Annotated in this window: 9 protein-coding genes and 1 tRNA gene; 4 read left to right on the top strand and 6 right to left on the bottom strand. The window is 60.8% G+C overall.

Features of this window, described 5'->3' with window-relative positions; all coding sequences use genetic code 11:
• Positions 1-40 precede the first annotated feature (40 nt).
• On the bottom strand, positions 41-334 hold the full coding sequence (locus SynNOUM97013_RS02035) for a hypothetical protein (protein ID WP_255442899.1): 294 nt from the start codon (positions 332-334) through the stop codon (positions 41-43).
• Between the two features lie 154 nt (positions 335-488).
• On the opposite strand from SynNOUM97013_RS02035, the gene SynNOUM97013_RS02030 reads away from it, so the two are divergent.
• Positions 489-1,415 carry a cupin gene (locus SynNOUM97013_RS02030; protein ID WP_186481367.1) on the top strand — a complete coding sequence of 309 codons (927 nt, stop codon included), beginning with the start codon at positions 489-491 and terminating at the stop codon, positions 1,413-1,415.
• 310 nt (positions 1,416-1,725) lie between these two features.
• Here the strand turns inward: SynNOUM97013_RS02030 and psaB are convergent, their stop codons facing one another.
• Together psaB and psaA are read right to left on the bottom strand one after the other, a co-directional pair.
• The gene (gene psaB, locus SynNOUM97013_RS02025; protein WP_186480571.1) at positions 1,726-3,942 is read right to left on the bottom strand and encodes a photosystem I core protein PsaB; all 2,217 of its coding nucleotides are present in this window, start codon (positions 3,940-3,942) and stop codon (positions 1,726-1,728) included.
• Positions 3,943-3,964: 22 nt separating this feature from the next.
• A complete protein-coding gene (psaA, locus tag SynNOUM97013_RS02020; RefSeq protein ID WP_186480570.1) occupies positions 3,965-6,268 on the bottom strand; it encodes a photosystem I core protein PsaA in 2,304 nt (767 codons plus the stop codon).
• A 418-nt stretch (positions 6,269-6,686) separates the two neighbouring features.
• Here psaA and SynNOUM97013_RS02015 point away from each other — a divergent pair, with 418 nt between their 5' ends.
• Positions 6,687-8,012: a hypothetical protein gene (locus SynNOUM97013_RS02015; RefSeq protein ID WP_186480569.1), complete on the top strand. Its 1,326-nt coding sequence runs from the start codon at positions 6,687-6,689 to the stop codon at positions 8,010-8,012.
• A gap of 118 nt (positions 8,013-8,130) precedes the next feature.
• Positions 8,131-9,885: a precorrin-3B C(17)-methyltransferase gene (cobJ, locus tag SynNOUM97013_RS02010; RefSeq protein WP_186481366.1), complete on the top strand. Its 1,755-nt coding sequence runs from the start codon at positions 8,131-8,133 to the stop codon at positions 9,883-9,885.
• 15 nt (positions 9,886-9,900) lie between these two features.
• On the opposite strand, the gene SynNOUM97013_RS02005 is transcribed toward cobJ, so the two are convergent.
• Positions 9,901-9,974: transfer RNA gene (locus tag SynNOUM97013_RS02005), tRNA-Pro, on the bottom strand.
• Positions 9,975-9,992: 18 nt separating this feature from the next.
• On the opposite strand from SynNOUM97013_RS02005, the gene lipA reads away from it, so the two are divergent.
• A complete protein-coding gene (gene lipA / locus SynNOUM97013_RS02000) occupies positions 9,993-10,871 on the top strand; it encodes a lipoyl synthase (RefSeq protein ID WP_186480568.1) in 879 nt (292 codons plus the stop codon).
• A 45-nt stretch (positions 10,872-10,916) separates the two neighbouring features.
• On the opposite strand, the gene SynNOUM97013_RS01995 is transcribed toward lipA, so the two are convergent.
• On the bottom strand, positions 10,917-11,240 hold the full coding sequence (locus SynNOUM97013_RS01995; RefSeq protein WP_186480567.1) for a YciI family protein: 324 nt from the start codon (positions 11,238-11,240) through the stop codon (positions 10,917-10,919).
• 13 nt (positions 11,241-11,253) lie between these two features.
• Complete coding sequence (gene gltB, locus SynNOUM97013_RS01990) at positions 11,254-15,852, bottom strand: glutamate synthase large subunit (RefSeq protein ID WP_186480566.1); 4,599 nt, start codon at positions 15,850-15,852, stop codon at positions 11,254-11,256.
• Positions 15,853-15,929 lie beyond the last annotated feature (77 nt).

The following is a 15,929-nucleotide window of genomic DNA, read 5'->3' as shown; positions in this document are numbered from 1 at the left end:
CCCAAGGTCATTCATTTGAACACCAGGGCCAGCACTCCCATTAGCAGGGTTCAAAGCGTTCGTTCAAGGCAGGTCCGCCCCCCGCTGGGACCGTGCAGACACCTGAACCCAAAGCCATGGCGGTTGCAACCGCATCGGATTGGGTGACCGGCATGGACGTCCTGGTGGCATCCAAGGGTCTGGGTTCTCCACGATCGAGTCGGTCCTGCACCTCGAGCTGCGCCAGGTTGATGCGCTGACTTGGCAGGATTTGCAGCGTGAGGTTGTAACCGACCACAGCGCCTGCAAGCAACACGACAAGCTCGAGCCTTGGTGGAAATGAGGGCATCGACATGGAAAGGAGGACAGAACCTGGATGGTTCTCAGTCCACATCAAGGATGCGTCCGAGCCATGACTGACTCCAGTCGGAACCATGACGCAATGCATACAACCCCTGGATGCAGCGATTTGTAGTGTGGGTGCCCTTGTTGTTCAAAGAAGCCGCGCCATGGTGATCAGCACAACACAACGGCGGGCTTCCTCAGAACAGGCGCAATTCTTTTCTTACGGCGAAGCAGCGAATCCGATCCGCAGCGGCCTCACCTCTGTGGTGCCCTATCGCAGTTTCTCACCGAGATTCTTCGAGGAGAGTGGCAGTGCCGTGCTGCCACTCGACCTCAGCGCGGAGCTCAACTGCGACGGACCAGCCACCGGTCCGTCGCTCTGCGCGAACTTCGTGCGCGTGCATGACACCGAATTGCGAACAGCGGCGGTGGCCACGAGCCAGCTGTTTTTCGTGGCCGATGGCGAAGGCGAAACCGAAGCTTGCGGCGAGCATTTCAGCTGGAGCAAAGGCGACATGCTCGTCTTACCCGCAGGCGGCGATGCCATTCACACCAGTCGCGGCAAGGGTGCTCTCTACTGGGTGCACGACGCGCCATTGCTGCGCCATCTGGGCGTCACGCCCAGTGAATCCCGATTTGAGCCCACGTTCTACAGCCATCTCGACAGCCAGGGACGCTTGGCGGAAATCGCGGCAAGCCCGAGTGGCGCCCGCGCCAATCGCGTCAGCGTGCTGCTGGGGAACGCTGCGTTTCCACAGACTCGAACAGTCACCCACACTCTCTGGGCGATGCTCGGCATCCTGCCCGCCGGCCAGGAACAGAAACCGCACCGCCACCAGTCGATCGCCCTGGATTTCGCCGTCGGCTGCGAACCGGGGTGTTACACGCTGATCGGCACAGAACTAGATGACCAGGGTGGGATCCGCAATCCCCACCGAGAGGACTGGGTCGCTGGCGCTGCTTTCGTGACGCCACCGGGCTACTGGCATTCCCATCACAACGAATCCGGAGCTGATGCCTACGTGCTCCCCATCCAGGACGCTGGACTACACACCTATCTGCGCACACTCGACATTTTGTTCAGCAACTGATCCAGCAAGGACCAACATTTCGGGCGATGTCTTGGCGAGATGATGGTCCATGGCCTTGGCCGATCTGAATAGGAGATCCTGACCAAAAGCGTGCAGCCTGATGCCGGTCTTGCTGCTTGGGTGGGGGCTGCAATGCAGCATGGATGAACAAGCCGTCGTAGCGAGATCAGCTGAGACACGCGCTGGGCCTCACTGTCTGACACGAACCATCTGAGGCGAACCCCGCAAACAAGAAAAAACCCCCGCCTGGCAGAGCCGGACGGGGGAATTTCGAGAAACGACGTTGGTGTTCAGAGGACCATCAGCTGGATCAGCCGAACTTGCCCGACGTCGATGCGATCAGGAATGCCGCGTAAGTGAGGACATAACCCACGGTGAAGTGAGCCAGACCAACAACGCGAGCCTGAACGATGGACAGTGCCACAGGCTTGTCGCGCCAGCCCATCATGTTGGCGATGGGGCTGCGCTGATGAGCCCAGACGATGGTCTCGATCAGCTCCTGCCAGTAACCACGCCAGGAGATGAGGAACATGAAACCGGTGGCCCACACCAGGTGACCGAAGAGGAACATCCAAGCCCAGACAGCAAGGTTGTTGCTGCCGAAGGGGTTGTATCCATTGATCAGCTGGGATGAGTTCAGCCACAGGTAGTCACGGAACCAACCCATCAGGTAAGTGCTGGACTCGTTGAACTGAGCAACGTTGCCCTGCCAGATGGCGAGGTGCTTCCAGTGCCAGTAGAAGGTGACCCAACCCACTGTGTTCAGCGCCCAGAAGACAGCCAGGTAGAAGGCGTCCCAAGCGGAGATGTCACAGGTGCCGCCACGGCCGGGGCCGTCGCAGGGGAAGGAATAGCCGAAGTCCTTCTTGTCGGGCATCAGCTTGGAGCCACGGGCATCCAGGGCACCCTTCACAAGGATCAGGGTGGTGGTGTGGAGACCCAGTGCGATGGCGTGGTGAACCAGGAAGTCACCAGGGCCGATGGGCAGGAACAGATCGTTGCTGCCACGGGAACCGTTGATGGCATCCATCCAACCGCCCATGTAGGCAGCGTTGGCATTGGCGGCGGCGCCACCAGCATTAGAGAGCAGCACATCGAAGCCGTAGATCGCCTTGCCGGAAGCGGCTTGAACGAACTGGGCGAAGACAGGCTCAACCAGGATCTGCTTTTCGGGGGTACCGAAGGCCACGACCACGTCGTTGTGGACGTAGAGACCCAGGGTGTGGAAACCGAGGAACAGAGTGACCCAGCTCAGGTGGCTGATGACCGCTTCTTTGTGCTCGAGCATCCGGGCCAGGACATTGTCCTTGTTGGCTTCGGGGTCGTAGTCACGGATGAAGAAGATCGCACCGTGAGCGAAGGCACCGCACATCAGGAAGATGGCGATGTACTGGTGGTGGGTGTACAGAGCAGCCTGCGTTGTGTAGGCCTTCGCAATGAAGGCGTACGACGGCATGGCGTACATGTGCTGAGCAACAAGTGAGGTGACCACGCCGAGGGAGGCGAGAGCCAGACCCAGCTGCATGTGCAGGCTGTTGTTCAGGGTGTCGTACAGACCGCTGTGACCTGCACCGAGGTTTCCGGGAGTGCCCTTCGGAGGATTGTGGGCTTCGAGAATCTCCTTAATGGAGTGACCGATGCCGAAATTGGTCCGATACATGTGGCCGGCGATCACGAAGATGCAGCCGATGGCCAGATGGTGGTGGGCGATGTCCGTAAGCCAGAGGGCTTCGGTCTGAGGGTGGAAACCACCGAGGAAGGTGAGGATCGCAGTGCCGGATCCTTCAGCAGTACCGAACACCTGACCCATGGTGTCAGGGTTCTGGGCATACACACCCCAGTTGCCGGTGAAGAAGGGACCCAAACCAGCGGGGTGGGGCATCACGCTGAGGAAGTTGTCCCAGCCGACGTGCTGGCCGCGGGATTCAGGGATAGCGACGTGAACCAGGTGACCGGTCCAGGCGATCGAGCTGAAGCCGAAGAGGACAGCAAGGTGGTGGTTGAGGCGCGATTCAGCGTTCTTGAACCAAGCCAGGGAAGGCCGGAACTTGGGCTGAAGGTGCAGCCAACCGGCAAAGAGAGCCCAGGCTGACAGGATCATCATGAAGATGGATCCCTGGTACAGCTCGGCATTGGTGGTCATGCCGATTGTGTAGAACCAGTGATACAGGCCTGAGTAGGCAATGTTCACCGGTGAGGAAGCTCCCGCCTGGGTGAACGCCGTGATGGCGCCTTCACCGAAGTGGGGATCCCAGATTGCGTGAGCGATAGGGCTTACGTGCAGAGGATCGGCGACCCACTGCTCGAAGTTGCCCTGCCAGGCGATGTGGAACAGGTTGCCCGAAACCCACAGGCCGATGATCGCGAGGTGACCGAAGTGGGTGGAGAAGAGCTTTTGGTAAAGCTTCTCCTCCGTCATTCCGTCATGGCTCTCGAAGTCGTGAGCCGTGGCGATCCCGTACCAGATACGGCGGGTTGTCGGGTCCTGTGCCAGACCCTGGCTGAACGAAGGAAATTTCGTTGCCATTAGAGGGAAAGGTCAGGAAAGGTCAGCCCACCGCAAGGATGTGGGCGTGGAAGAAGGCCCACGTCACCGTGATGCCACCCAGGAGGTAATGGGCAACACCCACGGCACGGCCCTGGATGATGGACAGCGCACGGGGCTGGATGGCCGGAGCCACTTTCAGCTTGTTGTGAGCCCAGACGATGGACTCAATCAGCTCCTGCCAATAGCCGCGGCCGCTGAACAGGAACATCAGGCTGAAGGCCCAAACGAAGTGACCTGCAAGGAACATGATTCCGTAGCCGGCCGTGTTGGATCCGTAGCTGTTGATCACCTGTGCGGCCTGTGCCCACAGGTAGTCACGCAGCCAGCCATTGATGGTGATGGCGCTGTTGGCAAAGTTGCCATTGGAGAGGTACTGGACGGAACCGTCAGGCCTCACCGTTCCCCAGACATCGCTCTGCATCTTCCAGGAGAAGTGGAAGATCACGACGGACAGGGAGTTGTACATCCAGAACAGACCGAGGAACACGTGGTCCCAAGCAGACACCTGACAGGTGCCGCCACGACCAGGGCCATCGCAAGAGAAGCGGAAGCCGAGGTTGGCCTTATCGGGGATGAGACGGGAGTTACGGGCGTAGAGCACACCCTTGAGAAGAATCAGCACCGTCACGTGAATCGTGAAGGCGTGAATGTGGTGCACCATGAAGTCAGCGGTGCCGAGGGGGATCGGCGCAGCGGCAACCTTGCCGCCGACGGCAACCACCGAACCGTTGAACACTTCACTGACGCTGGCGAGAGCGTTAGGCGCCGTGCTGCCGGCTGCGGAGGCGTGCAGACCCTGAATCCACTGAGCGAAAATCGGCTTCAGCTGGATGGCGGAGTCGCTGAACATGTCCTGGGGACGACCCAGAGCACGCATGGTGTCGTTGTGGATGTACAGACCGAAGCTGTGGGCACCCAGCCAGATGCAGACCCAGTTCAAGTGGCTGATGATGGCATCGCGTGCCTTGAGCACCCGGTCGAGCACGTTGTCGACGTGCTTGGCGGGGTCGTAGTCGCGGATCATGGCAATAGCCGCGTGAGCGGAAGCGCCAACGATCAGGAAGCCACCAATCCACATGTGGTGGGTGAACAGACCGATCTGAGTCGGATAGTCGATCGCCATGTACGCATAAGGAGGCATCGCGTACATGTGCTGAGCAACGATGATGCTCAGAGATCCCAGCAGTGCAAGGTTCACGGCCAGCTGAGCATGCCAGCTGTTGATCATGAACTCGAACAGGCCGTCGTGGCCCTTGGTTGCAGGGAAGAGCAGGGGATCACCCTTCTGCCCCTCGAGGATCTCCTTGATGGAGTGTCCGATGCCCCAGTTGGTGCGGTACATGTGACCGGCCACGATGAACAGCACCGCGATAGCCAGGTGGTGATGAGCGATGTCGCTCATCCACATGCTTCCAGTCACCGGATTCAGACCACCCTTGAAGGTGAGGAAATCGCTGTAGGCAGCCCAGTCACCACGGAAGAAAGCGCCAATACCAGCGCTGAATCCTGGGTAGAGCTGAGCCAGGAGATCCTGGTTGAAAAATTCGTGAGGAAGGGGAATGTCCGCCACTGAAGCAATGGTCTTGCCGTCGAGCACCAGCGGCTGGCCAGCGTCGATGGCATCCATCAACTTGGTGGTGGGCAGGGACACATGCAGCAGGTGACCGGTCCAGGACAGTGAGCCCAGGCCGAGAAGACCAGCGAGGTGGTGGTTGAGCATTGACTCAACGTTCTGGAACCACTCGAGCTTCGGAGCTGCCTTGTGATAGTGGAAAACGCCTGCATTCAGCATCAGGCCGGCCATCACCAGAGCGCCGATGGCTAGAGACATCAGTTGCGTCTCGTTGGTGATGCCCCAGGCCCTCCAAACATGGAAGAGACCAGAGGTGATCTGGATGCCCTGGAAACCGGCACCCATGTCGCCGTTGAGGATTTCCTGGCCGAACACCGGCCACACCACCTGAGCACTGGGCTTGACGTGAGTGGGATCGGCGAGCCAGCCGGAGAAGTTGGAGAAGCGAGCGCCATGGAAGAAGGCACCGCTCAGCCAGATGAAGATCACGGCCAGATGGCCGAAGTGAGCACTAAAGATCTTCCGAGAAACCTCCTCAAGGTCACTCGTGTGGCTGTCGAAGTCGTGAGCGTTGGCGTGGAGGTTCCAAACCCAGGTAGTGGTTTTGGGACCTTTCGCGAGGGCTCGGTCGAAGTGTCCGGGCTTTCCGAACAGCTCGAAGGTCGCTGGATTGTCGACCTTCTCGACCTGAGTCTTCGCGGTGCTCCCACGCTCTGGTGGGCTGATGGTCATCGAGTCGTTCCTCGAGGGACGGGATCGAGGTGGTGGGACACCCCTCCAGCAAATCCGAAGATTCACCGGGGCCCCGGACGCAGTTCGGACGAACCTCGCTACGGCCGGGCACCAATGGCGTTCAAGGATCAAAACCCCTGACAGCCACTGGAGCTGGGGCCCCTGATGAGGGGACCGCTGGCGGAAGCATAGGAGCGGAGACCCTCATCTCACCCAAGGGAGTTACAAAGGTTCAATCCGGCCGCGGGCCTGTCTCCATCTAGGGTTTTCCCAAAGCTGAATATCAGCGAAGCAAGATCGATTCAAGGGAGTAAACATCACCGAAAGACAAAAAATATTCGCCTAAATAATGCATATTTCGCTTGCGAGTGACGACCTGTCGTCGATGACCAGAATGACTGCACTCAAGCTCGGCTCCATGACGGCATCAGGCCGGAACCACATCCTTCAACGCTGGCTGGCAGCCGTGATGGTGCTCTTGATCAGCGTCTGGTCAGCCGCGCCAGTTCAGGCCTGGCCATGGGGAGGCGATCAAAACAGCTCAAGGGCTCGCGAGGATCGCATCGTCGATGCCAGCGCGCCGACGGGTCGCCTGCAGGAAGTCAGCCCCCCTGGCGCGGTGCAGCAACTGCAACAGGCCCTCAATCGTCACCAGCCGCGCCTAACGCTGATCAGTCCAAACGATGGAAGCCTGCTGAAGAATCGCCGCACATCCATTGAGATTCAGGTGGAAGATTGGCCGCTGGCTGAAGACCCTCAGCTGGGGCTTGGGGCGCACGTGGCTCTGCAAATCGATGATCAGACGCCGTTGCGATTCAGCCAGGCCAGCGAGGGTCGACTGAGCATTGACCTGCCGGACCTCACCCCTGGGAGTCATCGCTTCAGCGCCTATGCAGCCATGCCCTGGGGCGAAGCCGTGAAATCGCCTGGGGCCAGCATTCAATGGCGACTGGACCTTCTGCAGGAACTGATCGGCACACAGCCCGAACAGGATGCGCCATGGCTTGCCGTCGTCAGTCCTGCAGAACTGGGACGCGGCGAGCCGCTGCTGATCGACTGGCTCATCTGGAATGCGCCTTTGCAAAACCTTCGCGAAGGCGATGGACGATGGAGGCTGCGCATCAGCGTGAACGGCGACAGCTTTCTGGCCGACCGCCAGGACGCCCTTTGGTTGAAAGGTGCCGGCAATGGTGGTGTTCAGATGGAGCTGCTGGATGGCATGGGGGAACCGATCACTCCGGTCTTCAACAATCAGTTCCGCTCCCCAGACGCCCTTTCAGGAGAGCGACCAATTTGGATGCAATCCAAGCTCTCCGATGAGCAGATCGCACGTCTGCTCGGAGAGGCCATTCCAGAACCCACGCCACCAGCCAAGTCCACAGCTGTCGTGACGACAGAGCAGCCCACCCAGTCAGAGCAACCCGCTGCCCCCGAGCCACAACCCATTCCCACCGTCGAAGACACGACCTCAACGCCAGATTCTCAGTCGATCACGGGCGACAGTGATGCGGTCCAGCTGGAACCGCAGCCCGCGCCCGCCAGCGAACAGGTGACTGAGTCGCCGGACCCATCCGACGCCAAACCCACAGCAGCCAACCCGCCGAAGAGCGAGCGCACCAGCCAGCCCAAGGCGATCGCTGCACCACCACTCGCCCCAGAGAAGGAGTCCAACACCAATGCCCCCACCAGCAGCCTGGGAGGATCAGCCAGGGAGCTGTTGAACGCCAACGGCACCCAGCGCTGATCTCCCGAGGCTTCTCGCCCTGAACGCTGACATCACCAACACGCACAAGGCGGACACCCTGTCGCTGGCTCTCGGCCTCTCAGCGAGCGCCTTGCCGCTGCTGCAACGCCTGCAGCAGATGGAACACATCCAGACAATCGCCTTGACACCCGGTGCTGCAACCGCGCTGCAGGACAAACCCGCGGATCTGCAGATTGGCCAGGCTTCGCAGCTGCTGTCAGCGCACTGGAACCGTGGAGGCAATCTGTTGGTGATTGGCGCCATTGGCGCCGTCACCAGGCTGGTGGCTCCTCTGGCGCAGGACAAGCACTCCGATCCGGCGGTGGTGGTGGTGGATGCACGGGGTGAGCATGTGGTGCCGCTCTTGGGTGGACATGCCGCTGGCGCAGAGCAGCTGGCACGCGATCTGGCCGCAGCTCTTGGAGGCCGAGCCGTTCTCACCGGTGATGCCAATACGCAAGGTCGCCTGGCACTGGATGCCTTCGGCGAGGCATGGGGTTGGACTCGCGCAGGCGAAGCCAGCGCCTGGCATCAGCTGATGCAATCCCAGGCCATGGAGCAACCGCTGAGCCTGGCTCAGCAGAGCGGAACAACGCTCTGGTCCACCAGTGCTGGCAGCCAACGGCTCAATCTTCTGGATGGAGCCAACCCATCGGCCGCCTTGAGCATCGGGGCTAGCACTGACGCCGCGGCCTGCCGCTGGCATCCCGCCACGCTCTGGATCGGCATCGGTTGCGAGCGCAACACCAGCGAGAGCCTGGTGGACCGTGCTGTCGCATCGGTCCTCGCTCAAGCATCACTGGCGCCTGAAGCGGTGGCCGGGATCAGCAGCATCGACGCCAAGGCTGATGAGCCAGCGCTCCTTCACCTAAGCGAACAGCACGGATGGCCCTTTCGACTCCATAACGCTGCCAGCCTGGCGAAGGTTGCCGTGCCCACGCCATCTGAGGTGGTGAAAGCGGAGATGGGTACGGCATCGGTCGCGGAAGCTGCGGCTCTACTGGCAGCAGGAGACGGCGCTCCTCTCCATCAACCCAAGCAGATCTTTCATGCCGAACCTGGTGAACAGGGTGCCGTCACGGTCGCCATCGCTGAAGCAAGCCAAGCCTTTGCACCTCAACGGGGCGAGCTGCATCTGATCGGCAGTGGGCCAGGTGCCTTGGAGCTGCTCACCCCCGATGCCAGGCAAGCCCTCAGTCGGTGTGTGACGTGGGTCGGCTACGGACTGTATCTGGATCTTCTTGAGCCCCTGCGCCGCCACGATCAGGTGCGGGTGGATGGACAGCTCACACGGGAACGCGACCGGTGTCAGCAGGCCCTGGAGATGGCCCGTGCGGGCACCAGAGTTGCGCTGGTGTCGTCAGGCGACAGCGGGATCTACGGCATGGCCGGACTCGCCCTGGAACTGTGGATGAATCTGCCTGAAAGCGATCGGCCTTTATTCCAGGTGCACCCAGGCCTCTCAGCCCTGCAACTGGCGGCGGCCAAAGCCGGAGCACCGCTGATGCATGACTTCTGCACCATCAGCCTGAGTGACAGGCTCACACCCTGGGAGGTGATTGAACGACGGCTGCACGCTGCCGCAGCAGGAGATTTTGTGGTGGCGCTCTACAACCCACGCTCCAAAGGTCGTGACTGGCAGCTTCAGCGAGCCATTGAGATCCTGCTCACCGATCGACCGACAACAACACCCGTGGTGATGGCGCGCCAACTTGGACGACGGGAGGAGAGCGTGAGCCTGTTCGAGCTGGCTAGCCTCAAGCCAGCTGACGTTGACATGCTCACTGTGCTGGTAATCGGCAACAGCAGCAGTCGGGTCATGGGCGGCCGAATGGTGACCCCCCGTGGATACCCCGGAGCCGCACTCAGTTGATGCCGACCAATGCAGTCGGGATGACAGGATTCGAACCTGCGGCCCCTTCGTCCCGAACGAAGTGCGCTACCAAGCTGCGCTACATCCCGATGGCCCGACTCTAGAAGATGACCTCCGTCCTGAAACCTGACTGGCTCCGCGTCAAAGCACCGCAACGGGAACGCATCGGAGCCGTTGCAGACATGCTGCTTGACCTGAAGCTCAACACGGTCTGCCAGGAAGCCAGCTGTCCCAACATCGGGGAATGCTTCGCAGGCGGGACGGCCACATTTCTGATCATGGGCCCCGGTTGCACGCGCGCCTGCCCTTACTGCGACATCGACTTCGACAAAAGCGTTCGGCAGCTCGACCCCACAGAGCCTGAACGCCTCGGCGAGGCTGTGGCAAGGCTCGGTCTGAAGCACGTCGTGATCACCTCAGTGAATCGCGACGACCTGGAGGACGGTGGCGCCTCCCAGTTCGTGGCCTGCATCGAACAGGTCAAACAGCGCTCACCGCTCACCACCATCGAACTGCTGATCCCTGACTTCTGCGGCAACTGGGATGCCCTCGCCACCGTGATGGAGGCGGCGCCCCATGTGCTGAATCACAACATCGAAACCGTGCCCCGCTTGTATCGACAAGCCAGACCACAGGGTGAGTACCAGCGATCGCTGGAGCTGCTGAAGCGTGTGCGTGAAGGCTGGCCCAAGGCCTACAGCAAATCAGGACTGATGGTGGGGCTCGGAGAAAACGATGCGGAAGTGATTGATGTGCTGCGCGACCTGCGTGCGCATCAGGTCGACATCGTCACCATCGGTCAATACCTTTCACCCGGTCCGAAGCATCTGGCGGTGGACCGTTTCGTCACTCCAGAGCAGTTCGACTCGTACCGCGAGGTGGGTGAAGGTGAGCTGGGCTTCCTTCAGGTGGTGAGCACACCACTCACGCGCAGCAGTTACCACGCTGGCGAGGTGCAAAAGCTGATGCTCAGCCATCCCCGCTAACCAGAAGCCTGCCAGGGACCAGTCAGGAAAAATTGCGCCGCAAGCTCACCAAGCCTGCGAAGAGGGCAAGGCATTGGCACAAACAGGTCGCCAGGCATGCAGCGACCAGGTCACCAGGCCGCGGTGAATCATTGGATCGCGCGTCACCCAGGCATGGGCGCTTTCATAGGACGCGGCCTCAAAGATCAGCAAGCCGCCGCCTCCGGGCTTCTCCTGGCCATCCACGAGAAAACCGCTGTAAAGCGTCCTGCCTTTCGCCCGCTCAGCATCGAGCCATGCGCGATGGGCATCACAGTGGGAGCGACGCTCATCGGCAGGAAGTGCCCGCATGGCTGGCGTGAACACTTCCTGCTTGACGAACCAAGGCATGGATCAAGAGCGATCAGGCCGCCACAGCAGCCCGATCCAGCAAGCCCATGGCCTCCCGCTCACTTGGTGGCACCAGCACCTTGAACCGCGACTTGGCCGCTGACCAATCCGCCAGCAGGGCTGCAGCCTTCTCACTGCCAGTGGTCGCCACATGCGACTCGAGCAATTGCTTCAGCAACGAAGCCTGCGCATCGGTGGTGATGCTGCACACTTCAACGATCTCAGGATTGACGCGGGGAGTGACCCGGTCATTGTCATCGAGCAGGAAGGTCACACCACCGGTCATGCCGGCACCGACGTTGCGTCCGGTGCTGCCAAGCACCACCACAACGCCACCGGTCATGTACTCACAGCAGTGATCTCCGGCGCCCTCCACGACCGCACGGGCACCACTGTTGCGGACACCAAAGCGCTCACCGGCACGACCATGGGCAAACAGTTCGCCACCGGTCGCTCCGTACAGACAGGTGTTGCCGAGAATCACCTGATCGCCAGGATTGGCAGTGGCATCAGCAGGCACCAGGGTGATCCGGCCACTGTTCATGCTCTTGCCGACGTAATCATTCGCCTCACCCTCGAGCCGAACATTCATGCCTTGCACCAGGAAGGCACCAAAGCTCTGCCCGGAAGCGCCACGGAAGGTCAGATCGAGCTGTCCGTTGAAACCACGGTTGCCGTGGCGTTGGGCGATTTCACCCGCCAGTCGGGCGCAGACACTGCGGTCGGTGTTGATGATCTCAACACTGCGGCTGAGCGAGCCATGGCTCTCCACCGCAGCCATCAGCTGAGCGTCCGCCAGGAGCTGATCCTCAAGGATCGGGCCATTGCCATGGGCCTGAGCGCTATGGCAAAGCCAGGAGCGATCCTCAGCACCATGGATCGGAGCGAGCAGGCTGGAAAGGTCCACACACTTGGTCTTGGCCAACTCGATCGATCGGGCCTTGAGCAGATCGGTGCGTCCAATCAGATCTTTAAGGCTGCTCACACCCAGCAAGCTCATCAGCTGACGAACTTCCTCGGCGACGTACCAGAAGAAGTTGACGACATGCTCGGGGACGCCGGTGAAGCGCTTGCGCAGGTTCTCCTTCTGTGTGGCCACACCAACAGGGCAGTTGTTGGTGTGGCAAACGCGAGCCATCACGCAGCCTTCGGCGATCATGGCGATCGAACCGAAGCCGTACTCCTCTGCACCAAGGAGGGCAGCGATCACCACGTCCCAGCCGGTTTTAAGGCCACCATCGGCCCGCAGCAGCACCCGTTCACGCAGACCGTTCTCCAACAGAGCGCGATGCACTTCGGTCAGGCCCAACTCCCAAGGGCCGCCGGCATGCTTAATCGAGCTGAGCGGTGAGGCGCCGGTGCCGCCGTCATGGCCCGAGATCTGAATCACATCGGCATTGGCTTTCGCCACACCGGCAGCGATGGTGCCGATACCGATTTCAGCCACCAGCTTCACGCTGACAGGCGCTGCGGGATGGACCTGGTGGAGATCGTGGATCAACTGGGCGAGATCTTCAATCGAATAGATGTCATGGTGCGGCGGCGGTGAAATCAAAGCCACACCTGGCTTGCTGTTGCGAAGCCAGGCGATGTACTTGTCCACCTTCGGACCTGGCAACTGGCCGCCCTCACCGGGCTTGGCCCCTTGAGCCACCTTGATTTCCAGCTGCTTACCACTCCGCAGGTATTCAGCTGTCACACCGAAACGGCCTGAAGCCACCTGTTTGATCGCGGAGCAGGCGGTATCGCCATTGCGCAGTCCACCGATGCTGGGGAAGGACGCCGATCGACCTTCTCCATCGACATCCTTAAGCACCTGGAAACGGGCTGGGTCTTCACCGCCCTCACCGCTGTTGCTCTTGCCGCCGATGCGATTCATCGCCACCGCCAGGACTTCATGGGCTTCACGGGACAGTGCGCCGAGGCTCATTCCACCCGTGCAGAAGCGCGTGCAGATGCTCTCAACGCTTTCCACCTGATCGAGGGGAAGCGGGGTGGATGCCAACTTGAAGTCCAGCAGGTCCCGCAGGGCCATGACCGGTCGGTTCTCCAACAGAGCCTGGTAGGTGGAGAAATGGTCGTAGCCAGGGCCTTGGGCTACAGCTTTGTGCAATGCCTTGGAGAGTTCGGGGTTGTTGCGGTGGTACTCGGCACCACTGCGGTACTGAACAAAACCCATGAACTCGAGCTTGCTGCGATTCAGTTCGGGGAAGGCCTTGGCATGCATCGACAGGGTTTCATTGGCCAATTCAGCAAGAGTCATGCCCGCGACCCGGCTGGTGGTCCCGCTGAAGGCAATGTCGATCACATCGGCACCAAGACCGATCGCCTCGAAGATCTGAGCGCCGTGGTAACTGGCCAGCAGCGAGATTCCGATCTTGGACAGGATCTTGCGAAGGCCGTTTTCAAGAGACAAACGCACATTGGCCTGCACCTGATCGGCATCCAGGGCGGGCAGCTTGCCCTGCTCAATGCGTTTTTTGGTTTTGGGGTGCTCCAGCCAGTGTCGGGTGGTCTCCCAAGTGAGCCAAGGACAAACGGCACTGGCGCCATACCCGATTAGGCACGCCATGTGGTGCGTGCTCCAGCACTGCGCGGTATCCACCACCAGGGAGCACTGCAACCTCAGCTTTTGTCGAAGCAGGTGATGGTGCACAGCTCCCACGGACAGCAGCGATGGCATGGCCACCGTGGTGGGGGTGAGCGGAGCAGCGGCACCTGACGCATCGACTCGGTCGGAGAGGACGAGCACCTGTGCACCACTGCGCACCGCTTGTTCTGCGGCCTGACAGAGCGCTTCGAGCGCAGGCTGCAGCCCGCCGGCACAAGCCTCAACTGCAACTTGCGTGGACAGGGTCTGCACCGGCAGCCCCTGCTGGCTGATGGCAGCCAACTCGGCCTCGTTCAACACTGGGGTCTCCAGATGGATCACGGCAGCGGCCTCGGCCTGGGGCTTCAGGGCAGGACGTCGTTCACCGAGATGCATCTCCAGACTCATCACCAGCTTTTCCCGAAGCGGATCGATCGGTGGGTTGGTGACCTGGGCGAAGCGCTGCTTGAAGTAGTCGAACAGCAGGTGGGGCTTATCGGAGAGCACCGCCAAGGGGATGTCATCACCCATGCAGTAGGTCGGCTCTTTACCCAGAGCCGCCATGTCTTCAATGATCAGATCGAAATCCTCGGCGGTGAAACCCATGGCGGTCTGCAGGCGCAGAAGATCGAGTTCACTCACCTGTCGGTCCTGGGCCCAGGGCTGCGGAGCCACGCTGCGGCGGTGCTGCTGCAACCATTCGGTGTAGGGGAAACGACACGCCGCGTCCTCCTTGACGGACCAGTTGTCGAGCAACTCACCGCGTTCCAGATCCACGGCCACCATCTGTCCAGGGCCGAGTCGCCCTTTCTGGACGATGGTCTTGCCGCTGAGATCCACCACACCGGTCTCCGATCCCATGATCACGAAACCGTCCTCAGTGGTGCACCAGCGCGCTGGCCGTAACCCGTTGCGGTCCAACGTGGCCCCCACCCGCTTGCCATCGGCAAACACCAACAACGCCGGGCCATCCCAGGGTTCCTGGATTCCGGCATTGAATTCGTACATCGCCGTCACATCCGGACGAGTGTCGAGGTCGGGCTGATTTCGGAATGCTTCCGGCACCAGCGTGATCAGGCTGTCGGTAATCGACCGCCCACTGCGCACCATCAGCTCCAAGGTGGCATCGAGGTTGGCGGAATCACTGAAGGCAGGATTCACCACCGGAATCAGGTCATCGGCCGCCTCACCCCAGACGTTCTCAAGACTGGCTTCCGAGGCTTTGGCCCAGTTGAGGTTGCCCAGAAGGGTGTTGATCTCGCCGTTATGCCCCAGCAAACGCATCGGCTGGGCCAGTGGCCAGCGGGGCAGTGTGTTGGTACTGAAACGTCGGTGATAAACCGCAAAGCTGACGGCGAAACGCGGATCCCTGAGATCGGCGTAGTACTGCGCCAAGACCTCGGAGCGCACCATCCCCTTGTAAACAACCGTGCGGCTGCTCAGGGACGCCACGTAAAGCTCATGGCCACCATCGGTACCGAACTCGGCACGGATTCGAGCACCGATCCTGCGGCGCAAGCGCAGAAGCAGACCCTCGAAAGCCGAGTCATCCCCAGTGCCATCGAGCACCCACTGCTCGATAACAGGTGCCGTTGCCCGCGCCATGGGACCAAGCACGGTTGGATCAACAGGAACCGTGCGCCATCCCAGAGGTCGCAACCCCAGGGCGGTGGCCTCCGCATCACAGACGCGGCGTACATCCTCTCGGCAGCTTGCCTCCGTGGGCATGAACATCATGCCCAGACCTTTCGCTGCGGCCGCTTCTGGCCAAACCTCCCGTAGATAGGTCCAGGGGATCTGACAGAGCACACCAGCACCATCGCCGGAGTCCCCATCGCCGCCACACCCGCCGCGGTGCTCCATACAACCCAGTCCACGCAAGGCCTGCTGCAGAACCCAATGGCTGGCCTCACCCTGAAGCTGCGCCAGGAATCCAACGCCGCAAGCATCTTTTTCACCGGCCACGGCCTCAGGCGCAGCACTGTCGCTGTAGGGCCAATAGGAACCGGGAAGGTGAGTCATGACCTGCAGAAAAGTCGGACGAATGCCGTAACTGGATATCTCATCCATACGGCCCAAACTCAAATCCTAAGGATCGA

It is taken from the genome of Synechococcus sp. NOUM97013, assembly GCF_014279815.1.
GTDB lineage: Bacteria > Cyanobacteriota > Cyanobacteriia > PCC-6307 > Cyanobiaceae > Synechococcus_C.
Note: the sequence above shows the minus strand (reverse complement) of the source record. Positions and strands in the feature narration are given on the sequence as shown.

Bases quoted from the DNA above. Each gene is read 5' to 3' on its own strand.
- SynNOUM97013_RS02035 (WP_255442899.1), bottom strand. From the start codon at position 334: ATGTCGATGCCCTCATTTCCACCAAGGCTCGAGCTTGTCGTGTTGCTT.
- SynNOUM97013_RS02030 (WP_186481367.1), top strand. From the start codon at position 489: ATGGTGATCAGCACAACACAACGGCGGGCTTCCTCAGAACAGGCGCAA.
- psaB (WP_186480571.1), bottom strand. From the start codon at position 3,942: ATGGCAACGAAATTTCCTTCGTTCAGCCAGGGTCTGGCACAGGACCCG.
- psaA (WP_186480570.1), bottom strand. From the start codon at position 6,268: ATGACCATCAGCCCACCAGAGCGTGGGAGCACCGCGAAGACTCAGGTC.
- SynNOUM97013_RS02015 (WP_186480569.1), top strand. From the start codon at position 6,687: ATGACGGCATCAGGCCGGAACCACATCCTTCAACGCTGGCTGGCAGCC.
- cobJ (WP_186481366.1), top strand. From the start codon at position 8,131: ATGGAACACATCCAGACAATCGCCTTGACACCCGGTGCTGCAACCGCG.
- lipA (WP_186480568.1), top strand. From the start codon at position 9,993: ATGACCTCCGTCCTGAAACCTGACTGGCTCCGCGTCAAAGCACCGCAA.
- SynNOUM97013_RS01995 (WP_186480567.1), bottom strand. From the start codon at position 11,240: ATGCCTTGGTTCGTCAAGCAGGAAGTGTTCACGCCAGCCATGCGGGCA.
- gltB (WP_186480566.1), bottom strand. From the start codon at position 15,852: ATGACTCACCTTCCCGGTTCCTATTGGCCCTACAGCGACAGTGCTGCG.